This window comes from Acinetobacter sp. YH12096 (assembly GCF_013419215.1).
GTDB classification, from domain to species: Bacteria; Pseudomonadota; Gammaproteobacteria; order Pseudomonadales; family Moraxellaceae; genus Acinetobacter; species Acinetobacter amyesii.
Window position 1 is genome coordinate 37130 of record NZ_VPAM01000020.1, and the last position, 16866, is coordinate 53995.

The 16866-nt window shown below is 38.4% G+C and carries 16 protein-coding genes; 10 read left to right on the plus strand and 6 right to left on the minus strand.

Going from position 1 to position 16866, the window contains the following annotated elements:
* Window positions 1-52: 52 nt before the first annotated feature.
* The 3 genes from FTU36_RS09835 to FTU36_RS09845 form a co-directional block, all read right to left on the minus strand.
* Window positions 53-1057, minus strand: a complete 1005-nt coding sequence (locus FTU36_RS09835; protein WP_180117664.1) for a hypothetical protein — start codon at window positions 1055-1057, stop codon at window positions 53-55.
* Between the two features lie 79 nt (window positions 1058-1136).
* The gene (locus tag FTU36_RS09840) at window positions 1137-2174 is read right to left on the minus strand and encodes an inovirus-type Gp2 protein (protein ID WP_180117666.1); all 1038 of its coding nucleotides are present in this window, start codon (window positions 2172-2174) and stop codon (window positions 1137-1139) included.
* Window positions 2175-2402: 228 nt separating this feature from the next.
* Window positions 2403-2609: an AlpA family transcriptional regulator gene (locus tag FTU36_RS09845; RefSeq protein ID WP_180117668.1), complete on the minus strand. Its 207-nt coding sequence runs from the start codon at window positions 2607-2609 to the stop codon at window positions 2403-2405.
* 87 nt (window positions 2610-2696) lie between these two features.
* Between FTU36_RS09845 and FTU36_RS09850 the strand changes: the two genes are divergently transcribed.
* The 5 genes from FTU36_RS09850 (at window position 2697) to FTU36_RS09870 (ending at window position 7682) form a co-directional block, all read left to right on the plus strand.
* The gene (locus tag FTU36_RS09850; RefSeq protein ID WP_180117671.1) at window positions 2697-3986 is read left to right on the plus strand and encodes a hypothetical protein; all 1290 of its coding nucleotides are present in this window, start codon (window positions 2697-2699) and stop codon (window positions 3984-3986) included.
* 89 nt (window positions 3987-4075) lie between these two features.
* Entirely contained in the window at window positions 4076-4363 is a 288-nt protein-coding gene (locus FTU36_RS09855; RefSeq protein WP_158660386.1) for a hypothetical protein, read from the plus strand.
* A gap of 17 nt (window positions 4364-4380) precedes the next feature.
* Window positions 4381-5415, plus strand: a complete 1035-nt coding sequence (locus FTU36_RS09860; RefSeq protein ID WP_180117673.1) for a DUF932 domain-containing protein — start codon at window positions 4381-4383, stop codon at window positions 5413-5415.
* 148 nt (window positions 5416-5563) lie between these two features.
* Window positions 5564-6628, plus strand: coding sequence for a lambda-exonuclease family protein (locus FTU36_RS09865; RefSeq protein WP_180117675.1), 1065 nt, complete (start codon window positions 5564-5566; stop codon window positions 6626-6628).
* Between the two features lie 175 nt (window positions 6629-6803).
* Entirely contained in the window at window positions 6804-7682 is an 879-nt protein-coding gene (locus FTU36_RS09870) for a hydrolase or metal-binding protein (protein ID WP_180117677.1), read from the plus strand.
* Between the two features lie 47 nt (window positions 7683-7729).
* Here the strand turns inward: FTU36_RS09870 and FTU36_RS09875 are convergent, their stop codons facing one another.
* Window positions 7730-8716 (minus strand): hypothetical protein, encoded by a 987-nt coding sequence (locus FTU36_RS09875; protein ID WP_180117679.1) that lies wholly within the window; start codon window positions 8714-8716, stop codon window positions 7730-7732.
* A 56-nt stretch (window positions 8717-8772) separates the two neighbouring features.
* Between FTU36_RS09875 and FTU36_RS09880 the strand changes: the two genes are divergently transcribed.
* On the plus strand, window positions 8773-9186 hold the full coding sequence (locus tag FTU36_RS09880) for a hypothetical protein (protein ID WP_180117681.1): 414 nt from the start codon (window positions 8773-8775) through the stop codon (window positions 9184-9186).
* A gap of 41 nt (window positions 9187-9227) precedes the next feature.
* Here FTU36_RS09880 and FTU36_RS09885 read toward each other — a convergent pair whose 3' ends face one another.
* Window positions 9228-10565: a site-specific integrase gene (locus FTU36_RS09885; protein WP_180117683.1), complete on the minus strand. Its 1338-nt coding sequence runs from the start codon at window positions 10563-10565 to the stop codon at window positions 9228-9230.
* A 232-nt stretch (window positions 10566-10797) separates the two neighbouring features.
* On the opposite strand from FTU36_RS09885, the gene mutS reads away from it, so the two are divergent.
* The 4 genes from mutS to FTU36_RS09905 all read left to right on the plus strand — a co-directional run bounded on the left by mutS (window position 10798) and on the right by FTU36_RS09905 (window position 15795).
* On the plus strand, window positions 10798-13428 hold the full coding sequence (gene mutS / locus FTU36_RS09890; RefSeq protein WP_180117685.1) for a DNA mismatch repair protein MutS: 2631 nt from the start codon (window positions 10798-10800) through the stop codon (window positions 13426-13428).
* 385 nt (window positions 13429-13813) lie between these two features.
* Window positions 13814-14137, plus strand: coding sequence for a ferredoxin FdxA (gene fdxA / locus FTU36_RS09895; RefSeq protein ID WP_004651686.1), 324 nt, complete (start codon window positions 13814-13816; stop codon window positions 14135-14137).
* 138 nt (window positions 14138-14275) lie between these two features.
* On the plus strand, window positions 14276-14998 hold the full coding sequence (locus FTU36_RS09900) for a D-Ala-D-Ala carboxypeptidase family metallohydrolase (RefSeq protein ID WP_078188751.1): 723 nt from the start codon (window positions 14276-14278) through the stop codon (window positions 14996-14998).
* 131 nt (window positions 14999-15129) lie between these two features.
* Window positions 15130-15795 (plus strand): O-methyltransferase, encoded by a 666-nt coding sequence (locus FTU36_RS09905; RefSeq protein WP_078193558.1) that lies wholly within the window; start codon window positions 15130-15132, stop codon window positions 15793-15795.
* Between the two features lie 166 nt (window positions 15796-15961).
* Here the strand turns inward: FTU36_RS09905 and FTU36_RS09910 are convergent, their stop codons facing one another.
* Window positions 15962-16804 (minus strand): universal stress protein, encoded by an 843-nt coding sequence (locus FTU36_RS09910; protein WP_180109141.1) that lies wholly within the window; start codon window positions 16802-16804, stop codon window positions 15962-15964.
* Between the last annotated feature and the right edge of the window lie 62 nt (window positions 16805-16866).

Consider the following 16866-nt stretch of genomic DNA (forward strand, 5'->3'; position numbering starts at 1 on the left):
AAAACTCCCATCTCTAGTATGGGAGTTTTATAGTAGTGCTTTTGCTGAAGAATTAAAAAATCATAAGCTTATAGTCAGGTCTAATTCCTTTCGAAGAGTAATGATGCATTTTCATAGGTTCAATAATAGACTTAAAATATTTGGACCAATCTTGATAGCTGCAAGAAGCGCCTACCACTTGATTTGGCTCAACCAAAAACGCTTGCTCACAGATAAGAGCTATTTTCAGATCCACCCATAGTTCTTGACTAAGAAGGTTAAACCTTAAAGGTTTATCTAAAGTAGGGTGCTTCAAAGGGTGTCCCACATCAGTAAATGCAAATACTCTACCGCAATACTGTCCATTGAGATCTTTAGATATTTGATAGGCAAATCCATGTAAATTATCTAAATTCTCTTTTTTCAGCATATTGATAAACTTCCGTACAACCACTGCAAACTGCTGCTCATCTTTAGGCTGTAGTGGAATACTCGTACGTCGGTAAATGGCATCAAACTTGAAATCTACCTGATGAATGCGGATCTGTTTATGCTCACGTAAAAGTCTGGCAACAAATCGATTAACCGTGTTTTGTTGATCTTTTACCTGTTGATAAGTTTTTAAAATTGCTTTAGTCATCGTTTTTTCGTCAACTAATGCCCTACCACGTAACTCATTCCAACATCGCTCAATCAGCATGATACTTCTGAAATGCAGATCATCTTTTTGACAGTGAGCCCGCAGGGGCAAACTTCTAATTAGCCCAAAGCATTCTCTGAAACATTGAAATACTTTTTGTACTTGTGGATCAAAAACATGCTCTTCTCCTAACTGTGGATCAAAGCAGTCAAAGTAATGCCGACCTACGTACATAAAATGATTCAACAGGTCAGTGGAAAGATATCCTAAGCAATTGTTACTATTTGAATTTACTCTTAAAACTTGAGCAGAGGGCGAGGTGATTTTTTTAAATAGCTTGAGTGCTTCTGTAAGCACCAAAGCTTGTTCTGGAGAAGCATAACTTACAGGAACTGGAATTACTTTGGTCTGTGGCGATAGTGCTGCGTATGTATTCATATATAGGCTCTGATATGTATTTTTTTAATGCCCTGCTCATCAGGTGAATGAGCAGGTATAACTTCGGTGGTATGTAGATTTATGTCCCTCTACGAGGGCGGCCTGATTTACGTTTACTTGCTGGCATCTGACTTGTACCAAATGTTTTTAGCCTACTACCACTGGGAATAAACGCGTGTTGCTTATCTTTAGTCAAATATTTGATAACTAGTGACTCTAATGCACTATGAGCTTTTTCATCATCATGATGTAACATTCCAATAGCTAAATGTTTATAGCGTTCTTTTGAACCATTACAGCTGTAGTAACTTCCCTTATACTCAGTAAGTTGTTCCCATTTCTTCCCGAACTGGTCAGCTATAATCTCGTCTTTTTGATGTTTATTACCATCTAAGAAAAAAATAGTATGATAGTGATAGCCTTTATTAACGCCGTATTCTAGTTTCCAAATATAACCAATAGGTCGCTGATTTATTGAAAATCTTGATTTCAAAAATTTCTTAAACATCTTTCTGATCAGATTCAAATCTTCAGAAAGATTTCTACATTTTTTCGCAATTGCAAAATCAAGACGCAAGACTAGTAACTTTGAATATTTAACTCTAAGCTTGTTTAGCAACTGAATAGCACGCGCTTCTTGATGTTTTAATCTTTCAGATCGATTGCTCTGTGCCTGAATAAATTCATCTTCCAGGGTGCCTGAATAAATTTTAGAAACAAAAGCATTTGCTAGATCTGCAAATATAATAGGTTCTCCCGCGATAGGGAGAACATCATTTGCTTGAAAATTTTTAAAATAGCGTGGTTCAAAATTTATAGGTTTTAATATTTCTTCATATGCTCGCATATACACTTGAGTATATTCATTATTAATCGCTAATTCAGTCAAATCATCGGGATCTGGACATTGAGATAACAGATTTCTAACCAAGGGATCCGCTTTTTTAAATCGCCCTGTCTGTAATTTAGGAAAAGCACTAGAAATCTTATTGTCAACAATAAGATCAATTAACGTCTCAAGTTTAGAGTAGTCCTTATCCGCTTGTTCTAAAAGATAGGAAGCAGTGTCTGATGTTTCAAATTGCGATATGATTTTGTCACTTTTACTCATAGTCATTACTTTTTCCAGACATGAGTTCTCCCTGAAGGTATAGCTTGTGGGCTATACCTATTTCTTAGAAGGCTCATGTGTATAATTAATAGAAGATATATAAACCCTTAATCCTTAATTACTTAATATTATTAAGTACCTAAAGTCTGCTCATTGGCTGAACAAGGCATAGGTGGACTTAACTGCTTGGACAGCTGGGGATTTATATAGTTAACTCGTTGGAAAGTTATCCTTTTAGTAGTTGGCTACACTTCTTGTTTTTAACCAAGTAAGGATATCCTGTTCAAACCATCCCACCGCATTCAAACTTAGTTTGATTGGTCTAGGAAAGTCCTTATCATACCGAGGTGACTTTGGATTCATTTTGTCATAAATTGTTGACCGGCTTAAGCCAACTTTAGACGTAAGTCCTTCAATACGTAAAATATTATCACTTAACACCTTTTGTTCCGCTCCATTTTTAATCGGTATGAGAGAGTCTGAAGAAATCTGATTCAGATGTTAAGCACACCAATATCGGAATTTTTTATGCCATCTAATCACACGCATCATTTATATAAACAAGCACACCCTTTAATACGAAAAATTCTTGAATTGGAAATTGAAAAAAGGGTATTCGCTAAAAAATATCCATATCTTTTTAGTGAGTTATTAATTTTTAGAGATAAATTTTCCAATGAACTAAAGAATTGGCTATTTGATTATTACTCACATCTTGTAGTACCTATTGATAAGAATCAAAAAATCGATAAAAAAACTGTAGATACTGCGTTAAATACAATGATTAAAGAAACGTTAGTTTTTTTAAAATTAATAGAAGTATCAATAACTTATTTTCAAACTGGAATTTTACAAATCTCACAACTCAAACTAAAAACATATCATATCGATGAAAATGCATTCATGGATTTTTTGTCCCCATACGCAGACGAGTTTAAAAAAAAATTCTCTGGAACTGTAGAAAAAAGTGATTTGATTAAACTCTTCAACCAGTACAGCTTTACAGATTTGCTATCACAAAACTGCTTGTTAAATTTATTAAGAGATGTGATAGATATATCGTTAACTTATACTTATCTTACTGTTTTTAATAAAGATAGTAAAATTGAAATGGTTATTTCCCATCTCAAAATGTATTTACTTTATAAGTATCACACACCATTAGGGATGAATAACCTTGTGTCATACATAGAAGAGATGTACTACTCAGAAGATGGTGAGAAATATCATTCTACTCTAGACATCTCGATCAATGTTGAGGATAAGGAAATTAACTGGAGTGAGCTTTTAACGCAAATAATGGTTAAATATTTAGATCAGAAAATTACGCTTAATCGATTAAACATTTCTGATGAAAAGTCTTCTTTTTTTGGAAGCAGAGAACATAAAGAACTTTTCAATATTCTTGATCAACTAGATGCTTTGAATAATGCAAAAGCTACCTCTGACCGTTATGATGCTCTGCTAAAAAATTTAATATGTTTGATCATCTATGACTTAGAAATCGAATGCTCAGAAAATTTAAATAATAGAGTTATGGAAAAACTGATGTCCTTAGGTGATCTTTGTCCAAATTATTCACGCTTTCAATGCAAGCCAAATATCGAAGATCATTTTGATGGACAAGAAGTATCATTAAAATATCAAGGCTATCTACAACCTCTCGTTTTAGAACCGAATTTTACGAGAAAAAAAAAGCTGCTAGATTCCATCACTTTACGACCACATTATAAAAATAATAAGGAGCTTCAATATATCTTAAAGAAGCACTACATAATGGATGAGTACAAAAAATTCAAACTAAAATATTTCAATTAAATCCAATATATTTCAAATATATATCACAAAAACGATAATTACCCATAAGGTCTGCTTAGCAGGCCTTTTTCATTTTTAAAGGTGTCCATATGACGACTTGCCCTGCTTGTCATAGTGAAGAAATAACTTTTCTTGGATTAGCTCCAAAAGGATCTAACCAAGCTCCAAGCCCACTCTGGTCACAATCAACACTTACCTTCATTGGCAAAGAATTAGCTAAAGCTTACAGAATTCCTCCTGTAATTGGAGAAATTACAGGAGCCAGCTTAGGCTATGTACTTAATTATTATTTACATAAGCATTCTGGATCTCCTTTCGTACAAAACGAGAAGTCTTACACCTGTAATGACTGCAATTTAACTTTTCAAATCAATTAACAATAATAGGTATAAATATGGCACATCAACTTGAACAAATGGCTTATGTCGGTGATACCCCTTGGCATGGTTTAGGTAATCACTTGACACAGAATCAGCCGATTGAAATTTGGGCAAAACAGGCAGGCATGGATTGGCGCATCGAATCCTCGAATGTCAGTTACATGGCACAGAATGAACGTGGGCAAAGCATCATCATGCCGTATGAAGAACAGCGGGTACTGTATCGTTCAGATACTCATGCACCTTTGTCAGTAGTGAGTCAGCGCTATCAGGAAGTGCAGCCGATGGAAATTCTGGAGTTCTACCGGGATCTGACTGAGCAATCCGGTTTTGAACTGGAAACCGCAGGTGTTCTGAAAGGGGGTAAGAAGTTCTGGGCATTGGCACGTACCGGGCAATCTACAGCACTCAAGGGTAAGGATGTCAGCAATGGCTATATTCTGCTAGCAACTGCCTGTGACGGTACTTTGGCTACCACGGCACAATTCACCAATATCCGAGTGGTATGCAATAACACCTTAGCCATTGCCCTACGTGGACAAAGTAGCAATGCTGGTGTGGTCAAAGTCCCGCACAGTACCAAGTTTGATGCGGACAAGGTCAAACAACAATTGGGTATTTCAGTCCGTGCATGGGATGAACACATGTATGAAATGAAACAGCTGAGTCAACGTAAAGTCACCCAAGGCGAAGCGGCTGCTTATTTTGATGCAGTGTTTAACAATACCAGCATGAGTGTTGCAGATCAGGAAGAGAACATCATTCAGTTCTATCGCAATATGGCTACTCCAACTCCAGCCAAAGAAAAGCCTGAACCGAATGGACGTGCCATGGCCAAAGTCATGGATATGTTTAATGGGCAAGGACGTGGTGCAGAACTCAGCTCAGCCAAAGATACTGCCTATGGTTTGCTGTGTTCAATCACCGAGTTTGCTGACCATGAACGTCGTGCCATGAGTACCGATCACCGCCTCGATTCAGCCTGGTTTGGTGCAGGTGCTGCATTAAAGCAGCGTGGACTGGAACAAGCACTTCGCTTAGTGGTTTAAGTTTCATTTAAGCTAATGCTATTACAATAATGGTCAAGGGGTCATGCAGATGATCCTTCTCCAGTGACCCCCCTTTTGCCACATCACCAGATGTGGCTTTTTTTATGCCGAAAATTTTACAGACCTCACTATTTATAAGGATCAAAGCATGAATCAGATTGCACCGATAAATACCTCTCAACTCCCTCATTTCCCGATTTCGAATGAGATGAATGAATCAAATACCGCAGCTAAACGAACAGCGACAGCCAAACGTTTAGCCAACACTAAAAATATGGATTACCAAGAATGGCTAGAAGTGCGTAAGCAAGGCATTGGCAGTAGTGATGCCGCAACCGCATGTGGGTTGAATCCCTATATGTCGATGCTGGAACTGTGGATGATTAAAACTGGTCGAACTCAGCAGAACGTTGATGATGACAGCTCAGGCGTTGCACCGTTGTATTGGGGTAAACAGCTAGAGCCACTAGTAGCGGAGTACTACAGCCTGCATACCAATAATAAAGTGAGACGAGTCAATGCCGTGCTTCAGCATCCTGATCCTGATAAACACTTTATGTTAGCCAATCTGGATTACACGGTGGTCGGTAGTGAGGACGTTCAGATCCTGGAATGCAAAACCGCAGGTGAGCATGGAGCAAAATTGTGGCGAGATGGTGTGCCTTTATACGTGCTGTGTCAGGTGCAACACCAACTTGCGGTAACAGGCAAACAGGCTGCACATGTCTGTGTTCTGATCTGTGGGCATGAAACCAAAATCTTCAAAGTGACACGGTCTGAATCAGTGATTCAACACATCATTCAGGCAGAGCGTTATTTCTGGGAATGTGTGGAAACGGATACTCCGCCATCAGTCGATGCCAGTGAATCCGCAGCCAAAGCGATTCAGCAACTCTATCCAGCGCATATCCCACTGAGCGTTGAAGATCTCTCGCAAAATGAAAATGCCAATTTGATGTTCGATCAACTCATTAAAATGAAAGAAGAGATTCAGCACAAGCAGGAACGCTTTGACCAGCTGAAGCATCAAATCCAAATGCTGATGAAAGATGCTGAACGAGCCACCTTTGCCAATGGCTCTGTGGTCTGGAAGAAAGCCAAAGACTCCATCAGTCTGAATACCAAGGCATTGCTTCAGCACCAGCCTGAACTCATTGAGCTTTACCCCCTTCAAAAGCCAGGCAGTCGTCGTTTCAATATCTATACCGACTAAGCCTATTTCAGCCCATTCAAATAGCGAGGCGCAAAAACCGCTCCCCGCCCTCCATTCGCTAGGAATAGAGGGCAAACGGTCGCGGCTTTTGTAGCGAGCTATATACATATTTCTTGAATCAGGTGATCTACATAAAGCTGGATGATCTGTACAAAATCAAATTGAGGAAAATAAAATGATTAAAGGTTTAGCGATTACACCACCAGCTCTAGGGCGTATCAGTATTGGTCGGGTAGTAGAAAAGAATGGCAAACGCCTACCTGAAAAAGATGATCAATTCACCATTACGTCCCAAATTCAAAGCAAAGAAGGATGGGTGAAACACCCACTGGATGAACAGCTTCGAGCCAATACTCTCAATCAAAAGCTACGCTCAATCCCCGTCAGAATGATCTTCAATGATCCTGACTTAAACCTACGTGCAGAATACAGCCTATTTGACCGTCAGACTGGGCGCCCAGTTTGTGTCGGTAATGGCGAAACCTGCCAACGTTTAACTAATCAAGGTGTAGAGCAACATCCCTGTCCATCACCAGATTTATGTCCGTTGGCTCAAGGAGGTAACTGCAAGCCTTATGGACGCTTGCATGTGAATTTAGATGACTCGGATGAGTTTGGCACCTTCATCTTTAGAACCACAGGCTTTAACAGTATTCGGACTTTGGCTGCACGGCTGAGTTATTACCACGCAGCTTCAGGAGGTTTACTCTCTTGCCTGCCTTTGCAACTGACTTTAAGAGGCAAAAGCACCACACAAAGCTATCGTCAGCCGGTGTATTACGTGGATCTAATTTTAAGGGATGGGATTAGTCTCAATGATGCCATTACTCAAGCCAAGCAAATTGATGAACAGAGCAAGCAGGCTGGGTTTTATCAGGAGGCTTTGGACTTTACAGCAAGGAAGGGTTTTGCCAATGCTGTATTTGAGATTAATTCTGAAGAAGATTCAGACCTCATCGATGAGTTTTACCCTCTAGATGAAAACTCGGCAGATCCAGAAAATGGTTACGCCATATCAAATTCTCTCAGGCAAACTGTAGAAAAGGTGGCATAAAAAAAGACCCATCAATGATGGGTCTTGTTAGGTAATATCAGCCATTATTAATAATAATCAATCTCAAATAAAACTGTTGTTGCTTCGAATTTTTGTTGTGTTATTTCCGCATTAAATTCCTGTTTCAAAATATTAAGTAAAGATGCAGCGACTTGTACACTACCATTCGTTTCATTAAAATAATGTAATTTCATGGTATGTGTCTTTTGCCGTTTACCATCTTTTCTACCATCCCACATAGTTTGCAATTCCATATCTTGATCCACCCACTCCTGTAAATCACTTGGTATATACGGATCATGATCAGTTGGATCAAATGCTATTACTTTTGACCGATATTGATTTGTAGTGCTATTAAAAGACACACCAAAGCCACTTAGTAGCCCGTATTGAGGTAAAGGAATATTTGAATTTACTTTTTTATTTGAATGATTAAGGGAATTAGTCACTAAACGAATTTCTTTAGCACCAAAAGCTATTGCTAATTGGATATATACGTTTTCTTTTGCTTTTGCTAATTCGATTTGGAAGTTTTCTGGTCTAATGTAAAGGTCTTTAATATGAGGATGCTTGATAAAAAAGCTATTTTCAGTCACCTTATCTTCTTTGGGAATTTTTAATTTTTTTGCACCTTCTAAAGATACATAAGTTACTTCAGTAGGAAGTTTCATCCCTTTCAAAATAATACTTGCTTTATCTTCAACGCTATAAACAAGAGCTGGCTTTGTATTTTTCACTTTCTTATTATTGTTACGTTTCATCAACTCTGCTGAAATTTCTTCAGCATGTGTTAAAACGTCTTTAGTGCTTTCTTTATTTGTAGCTTTATGAATACTTGCTCCTATCAACCCTAGTGTCAGACTAGTACTTTCATCAAATTTCTGATTAAATCTAGAAAAGAATCCATCTGTTTTTGGTTCAGATTCCTTTACTAGTTTAGGATATTTTTTCTTAAATAATTCTTCTACCATTTCGTTTGATGCGACAAAAATCACATCTGGAAACTTATTAGATATCATTTTCTTAAATCTCATTTATTATTCATCTTAGTAGCATAACAAAATTTATCAATTTATTAGAGGGGTCAATCGTGTTAAAAGCTATTTTTTGGATTGCAGTATTCTTTTTCTTTATTAGCGTGCTTTTTTATGGTATTCGCTTTATCTTTATGACTTTAATGAACTTCGCCAATTCATCTAAACCAAATCAATCTACGAAATTAATAAGTAATAAAGGATCAACTCTCTCAAACACGGAATCTCTCAAGCCTGATCATGAAATACAGTTTTTTGATCCTACCCTCAATAAAATCACAACCCTGTCCGGCCATCTTGAAAAATGCTATGAAGAACATCAACAGCTTTGGATTAAATTGATCAGTTTAGGGCAAAACGCACCAAAAACTATTAAGGTAAATAATATTAGTATGGTCGAGAATTTACTCACTAAAGAAAGGTTTTCCAATGAAAACTCTATTGAACAATATTTCAAAAGATTTTTGTAACATATAAAGATAAGAGCCTCTTCCAGAGGCTCTCTTTTATCTTATAAAGCATCCAAATGATCGGCCCACTTCTGTAACCATTCCGCACATTCTTTTTCATACGCGTGCAAATTATAAGTACCTTGTATTCCTTTTTTTGAATGCCCTAATACAGCTTCTGCAATTTCTGCAGGACAACTTAACCTAGATAGACCAGTACGTACAGTCCGCCTTAAATCGTGCGGACTCCAATCCTCAATTTCGGACAACCACAATTGTTCAGGCTGTAATGCGTATGAAAGTTTTTCAGGATGTCGCATTTGCCATTTATACACTGTAAGAATTTTCTGGGTAATTGGCCTACCTTTAATACTTGATTCAAAAAGAAAGTCCGACTCACGAGATAATGCTTTTATATATTCAAGGCATTGTTTAGAAAGTTGGACATACCTATCCGTACCATTCTTGCTTCCTTTTAAATGCCACGTATTTTTTTCAAAATCAATGTCCGCCCATTTCAACTCACAAACTTCCCCAGTACGGCACCCAGTCCATAACGTAATTCTAAGAATATGCCTAACTTTTTCTGAGAAACCTGATGTTGGAAGCCATTCCAATACTTTTTTAATTTCTTTATCTGATAATACTCGGCTACCCTTTTTGTGTGTTAACTTCACCCTGCTTTGCTTTAAACTCGATTTAGCCAAAAGTGCCGGATTTGCAAAATCATCCTTAAATTTTTCCAATCCTATACTGTAGTCATAAGCCAACGTTAATTCTGCTAGTACACGCCCAGCTTGAACATTTGCCCCACGCTCAATAATTTTAGAAATCATATTTACGACATCTTTTCGCGTCACTTGATCAGCTGCTATATGTCCTAATACTCTAACCGCATCGCCGTATAGTGTTCTTCTAGCTTCATCTTGTCCTTTACGTTTTCTCGCTCCTGGAATCAACTTCTTACTGCCTGTTTTACTATCTAAAACATAACGGTCTTCAATTACATTAGTTAAATATAAATCAATCAATTCTTTGACTGTAAATTGGGCATTTGTTTCATCTCGTTTTTCTTGCTCAATCTTTTTTTGTTCCTTCTGATCTTTTAGCTCCTGACTTGGGCAAATACCTGCTCTGCGTTTGATCTTCATCTTTTGAAGCTCTAATCTAGCTTCAGCCAATGACATATCTGGGTAAATACCAATTTTTACTTTCTTTAACGAGTTATCAATAGGACTTCTGAAGCGATAAGAAAATGAAGTCAGACCTGTTTTCCCCTTATTAACTCTTAACCCTTCATTTTCACCAATATCTACTAAGAAAGTTTCAGGTTTCATTTTTTCAATAGCTCGAGCAGTTAACGCTACTTTTTTTTTATAAGTAGGATCTTTTACAGTCATATAGTTCTTCTAACCTTTTCGCACTCGGTAATTTTGCTAAAATCACCCTCAGATTTTTCAGCATGCATATGCTGATAGGATTTAAATAAGATACACCAATAAAAGGTATACTAAAAGGTATACTTATGCATTGGATTCCTTAAGACTTGCTCGTTACCCCTAAGCAGCAATAGGAATGTAAGCAGATGATTATCATTGAAGAACTCATTATTTTTAAAGGTATTTTTATTGTATGAACATAGAAAATTCAAGTATTGATCTATCATCACTTACACCTATGATGCAACAGTACATGTCAGTCAAAATGCAAAATCCGCATTCACTGATGTTTTATCGGATGGGTGATTTTTATGAGCTCTTTTTTGAAGATGCGCATAAAGCAGCAAAACTCTTAGGAATTACACTGACGCATCGTGGTAAAGCCAATGGTGAGCCCATTCCCATGGCTGGCGTCCCGTACCACGCAGCTGAAGGCTATTTAGCCCGCCTTGTAAAAAAAGGTGAAACGGTGGTGATCTGCGAACAAATTGGTGAAGTAACTGGCAAAGGGCCAGTTGAGCGAGGAATTGTCCGTATCATTACCCCGGGAACATTAACAGACGATGCACTGATTGCCTCTCATCAAAGTTCCAATTTAGTCGCAATCTGCTTACAACAAAATCAAATCGGGATTGCTTTACTAGACCTCAGTGCAGGTATTTTTAAAGTTCAGCAAATGGACTATCAACTGGAACAATTGGCAATCGAACTTTCACGTTTAATGCCGAGCGAAATTTTGATTGATGAAGATCTCATTGACCCGAATATTGTCGAGCAAATTAAACGTCAATTAGACTGCCCTGTTACCAAGCGTCCAAATGTCGACTTCAATTTAAATAACGCGCAAAAAACGCTGTGTGACCAATTTGCAGTAGCCACACTTTCAGGTTTTGGTATTGACCATTTACCTTTGGCGAAAGCTGCCGCTGCGGCTTTGATTCACTATGCAAAAGTCACTCAAAAAACTGCTTTACCACATATCCGCAGCATTCAACTTGAACAAAGTAGTGATTTCGTGGCGCTCGACCCCGTCACTCGTCGTAACTTAGAACTGATTGATCCTTTATTTGAACATGGCACTTCCCTGTTCCAACTGATCAATGATTGCCAAACTGCGATGGGTGGCCGTCTATTAAGTCGTACCTTAATGCAGCCTTTACGAGATACCGCTTTATTGGATGCGCGTTTAGATGCTTCACAAGCGATGCTGCAAGGCTATCATGAGTCTCCGATCCGCTTAGTTCTCAAGGAAATTGGCGATATTGAACGAGTGCTATCTCGTGTAGCGCTCGGCAGTGCTCGACCACGAGACCTTGTTCAGTTACGTCAAACTTGTGCACAAATTCCCTATCTTCGACATGCACTTGAACCGATCATTCAGGCACATCAATCTAAGCTGATCGCTCAGTTAAATGATGAAATGGGTGATTTTCACGGCTTACATGAGCGTCTTATGTCTGCCATCGTAGAAAACCCGCCGGTGCTTTTACGTGATGGTAATGTGATTGCCGAGGGCTTCGACACTGAACTCGATGAACTGCGTAAAATTCGTGACCATGCAGGACAATTCCTCATTGATCTCGAAATCAAAGAGCGTGAACAAACCGGAATTTCAACCTTAAAAATTGGCTATAACCGTGTCAGTGGCTACTATATTGAACTGACTCGAGCACAGGCTGAGCAAGCACCTGATCATTATATTCGCCGCCAAACTCTAAAAAATGCGGAACGCTACATTACCCCTGAGCTGAAATCTTTTGAAGATAAGGTGCTTTCGAGTGAGTCACGTGCATTAGCGCGCGAAAAAATGCTCTTTGAGCTATTACTTGATGAGTTACGTGCAGATATTGGCAACTTACAAATGATGAGCGCCGCTATAGCGCAAATTGATTTACTGGCTAATTTTGCCCATCAAGCTCGATTACGAAATTGGTCACGTCCTGAATATAGCCCTGAAGTTGGGATCAAAATCAAAGCCGGACGTCACCCAGTTGTGGAATCTCTGAGCAAATCAGCATTTACTCCAAATGATACTAGTTTGGACTTTAATCACCGCATGGCGATTATCACAGGGCCAAATATGGGCGGTAAATCGACCTTTATGCGCCAAACTGCCTTAATCAGCTTATTGGCCTACTGTGGTAGCTTTGTCCCTGCCCAATCTGCCGTATTAGGGCCGATCGATCGGATATTTACCCGTATAGGATCTGCCGACGACTTGTCTACAGGCAAATCAACCTTCATGGTGGAAATGACTGAAACCTCACAGATTCTACATCATGCGACCAATCAATCATTGGTACTGATGGATGAAGTCGGACGTGGTACGAGTACCTATGATGGCTTATCTTTGGCGTGGGCATGTGTGCTCGATCTCACCCGTCGCATTAAATGTTTATGCCTATTTGCAACGCATTATTTTGAGCTCACCGAGTTAGGCAAAGACGCCAATATAGATAACTATCATGTGACTGCTCGTGAGCTAAATGGCAACCTGATCTTACTGCATAAAGTTCAACAAGGCCCAGCGAGTCAAAGTCATGGTCTACAGGTGGCAAAGCTTGCAGGTATTCCTGCAGCTGTGATCAAAGAAGCGCAAAATCGCCTTCATATATTAGAAACTCAGCAAAAACAGCAACTCAATACGGCTGTACAAACCGATCTATTCTCGGCACTCGCAGAGCCTGAAGTCATTGAACGCGTAGTTGAAGTTGAAAAAACATCGCCCGTACTTGATGCCTTAGCAGATATTGATATCGATAACTTAAGTCCACGTGAAGCATTACAACAGCTTTACGCTTTAAAGGATTTACTTAAGATCTAAATTGAGCAGAAGCGATAGATGAGATATGCAAAGAACACCAATGAAGGTGTTCTTTGCATTGACACCATTCAAACGCGTAAATTAGTGAATGTTTGCTATCTACTACTGCGGCTATTCAGCAATAAATTGATAAAAAATTAATGTTCTAAAATGTTTCATGCTTAAAATGCACATAAAAATATTGTTCGATAAACAGATGTAATTTAATTAGTTTTTGAGTATGATTCTCATTCATTGTGAAATTTACATAAATTGTTCAGTTTTTAGTGATTTTAACAGCACTGCATATAATAATTATCAATAAAAGGAATTGTTAGTTACCCTATTTTTTGCCTAAAATACACCATTAGTTTATTAGAACCATATTTTTTAGGTAGCTGTCGCCATGACCTTTGTTGTCACTGAAAACTGTATTAAATGTAAATATCAAGACTGCGTAGAAGTTTGCCCTGTTGACTGTTTCTATGAAGGTCCAAACTTCCTTGTTATTAATCCAGATGAATGTATCGACTGTGCGCTATGTGAACCTGAGTGTCCAGCTAACGCGATTTTCTCTGAAGATGAGTTACCTGAAGGTCAAGAAGTATTTATCGAACTTAATACTGAACTTTCTCAAAAATGGCCGAACATCACTCAAATTGGTGATCAACCTGCCGACCGTGAAGAATGGAACGGTAAAGCTGATAAATTACAATATCTTGAAAAGTAATTTTACGCTTTCATGAAAAGATCAGCACATGCTGATCTTTTTTTATACTTAAAGCACACATTTCATTGCAAATTATTCAAATTTTCTCAATCAAATTGGATTAAAATAGAACGAGTTTATAAATAATTGATTTCTATAATGAAGCATTTACTCAAGGGATTATTGTCCGTTGCAATATTCCCTCTTGTTTTCATTGGTTGTACAACTACACCACAAAAACAAGGTCACACTATTACAACTCCCGACGGTAAACGTATTTACATACCTCAAGAAAAAGTGACGACCATCAGACAAGCCCCGCCTAAAGTGGTGCCTTATGCCTACAATTCGTGGGTCGCGTCTGTCGATAATTTACGTCGCGTTCGAGACTATGAAGTCTTTTTAGAGAAAAATGGTGTAGGCAATATCATTCCATCATTTGAGTTGATGCGTACTGCACGTGACTGGCAAAAATGTGGTCGCTCAGAATATATGGTACCTAACCGTGAATTATGGCAAAACCAAATTGCAACCTTACGTGTCTTTAAATATTTAGTAGCTGCCAATATCTTAACGGACTTTGAAGTGACATCGGTTTATCGTGATTTGCCTTTGAACCAGTGTGCCGGTGGTGCAAGTTCATCTCGTCACTTATACAACTCTGCGATTGATTTCCGTATTGGACCTGCGTACCCGCAGCCCGAAGACTATAGTTATATTGAAAACACCAAGTTCCGTTTATGCCAGTTTTGGTCACAACATGGGCAAAGTCTCAATATGGGTCTTGGTTTATATGCCAGCGGACAAATTCATATTGATACTCAAGGCTACCGTACTTGGGGGCCTGATCACTCAAGCCGCTCATCAATGTGTAATTACTAAAACATTACATCGTCATATCAAGACCTCTTCGGAGGTCTTTTTTGTACATAAAATATTCAAATATAGAACAATAAATTGCGATGTTGGTGGAAAGGTTTAAAATGCTTGCATCAATCACGAGGTGCGACAACATGCAACAAATGTGGACAGACATTGATGCTTACATCGATTCACATTTAATTCCTGAAGATCCAATATTGACCCAAACACTTCAACATACGGATGAACGTGGCTTTCCTGATCATCTTGCTGTAGCGGCTAATCAAGGCATGCTGCTTCAAATGTTAATCCAAATGAACAAGTGTAAACGCGTTTTAGAACTTGGAACTTTTGCAGCCTATAGCACCATGTGGTTAGCACGTGCCTTACCTGAAGATGGTTACATTCTGACCATTGAAGGTCGTGATACACATGCTGCCCTCGGTCAAGAAAATATTGATAATGCAAAGCTTGCACAAACGATAGAACTGAAATGTGGTCGTGCGGCAGATATTTTACGTGCCCTTCCTGAAGATACCGAACCTTTTGACTTTATTTTTGTCGATGCAGACAAACAGAGCTACCCTGAATATTTAGAATTAAGCTTAAATTTATCTCATTCAGGTACAGTGATTGTTTTAGACAATGTGATTCGTGCAGGTGAGATTCTGAATGCTGAAAACCATAAACCAAGCATTGAAGGTATTCGTGATATGTTCAAAGCTATGCAAAATCATCCGAAAATTTTATCCTGCACGGCACTTCAAACTGTAGGTTGTAAAGGTCATGATGGTTTTGCAATTGCAATCGTTAAATAATCTTAATCGAGGTGTTTTTTAGACATCTTGAGTAAAGGTATAAAAAATAATCAATACAGTATTTTATTTTCAAAACAATTACTTATAAACACTGCACACAGAGTTATCCACAATTTATGAGGATAACTCTGATTGTTTTTAAATCAACTCTGTTCGTTTGCTCAACTTATTTTACAACCAACAATGGAACACTCGAATTTCTGAAAATACTGGTGGTGATACTGCCCAAGAAGAACTGATGGATTTTACTGTGACTAAACGCCCCGAGTACGATTAACTGAATGCCATGCTCTTGTTGATAGTCCAGAATATTTTCCGAAACATCGCCATAGCGGTATTCCGTCACCACATCGAGCCCCGTATTGGTTAAATAATTTTTTGGATCATCCAAGATTTGTGGGTGATCTCCAACATAGACCAAATGACATTGTAAAAGTTTGAGTAGGTCACTTTGTGCCACACGCTTCATTAACTCAACGCATTTAGGCGAATATTCATAGGCAAAAATAAAACGAGTCGGTGGTTTAAACGTTGGCCCTACAGTCATAACTGTACAACTTGCACCACGTATAAAGTTTTCAACATTACTACCAAGCGGCTTATTGCGCTCTGCTGAACGTTCACCCACGCGACCAATTAAAACAATATCGTCATCTTGCAACACATTAAAACTTTGCTCTAAGAAGTCGCCCTTTTCCTGAATATGGGTGGTTTGAATACCATGCTTATCTTGGATCATTTCAGAAATGTGTTTGAGCAAGTTATTACTATAATCTAACGCTAAATCACTTTGTTTTTGTTCTAACTCCGCGAGTTCTTTCAAGAGCATAGCATTACTTTCAAACCCAATCACTCCACTGATTTCACCTAAGTGATAACTTGCCGGATAGTAATCTAGTATTTGTAGTAAAACCAACTCACGGTGCGTTTGTTTAGCAACCCAAGCAGCAGCATCAGCTAGTGCATTAATGCATGGAGAAGAGTCGATACAGGCGATAACTCGTTTCATGATTAGCCCTCGTTTTATTATTGCTTGGCTATAAAATGTTGTTTGTTATTTTTAACTTATCA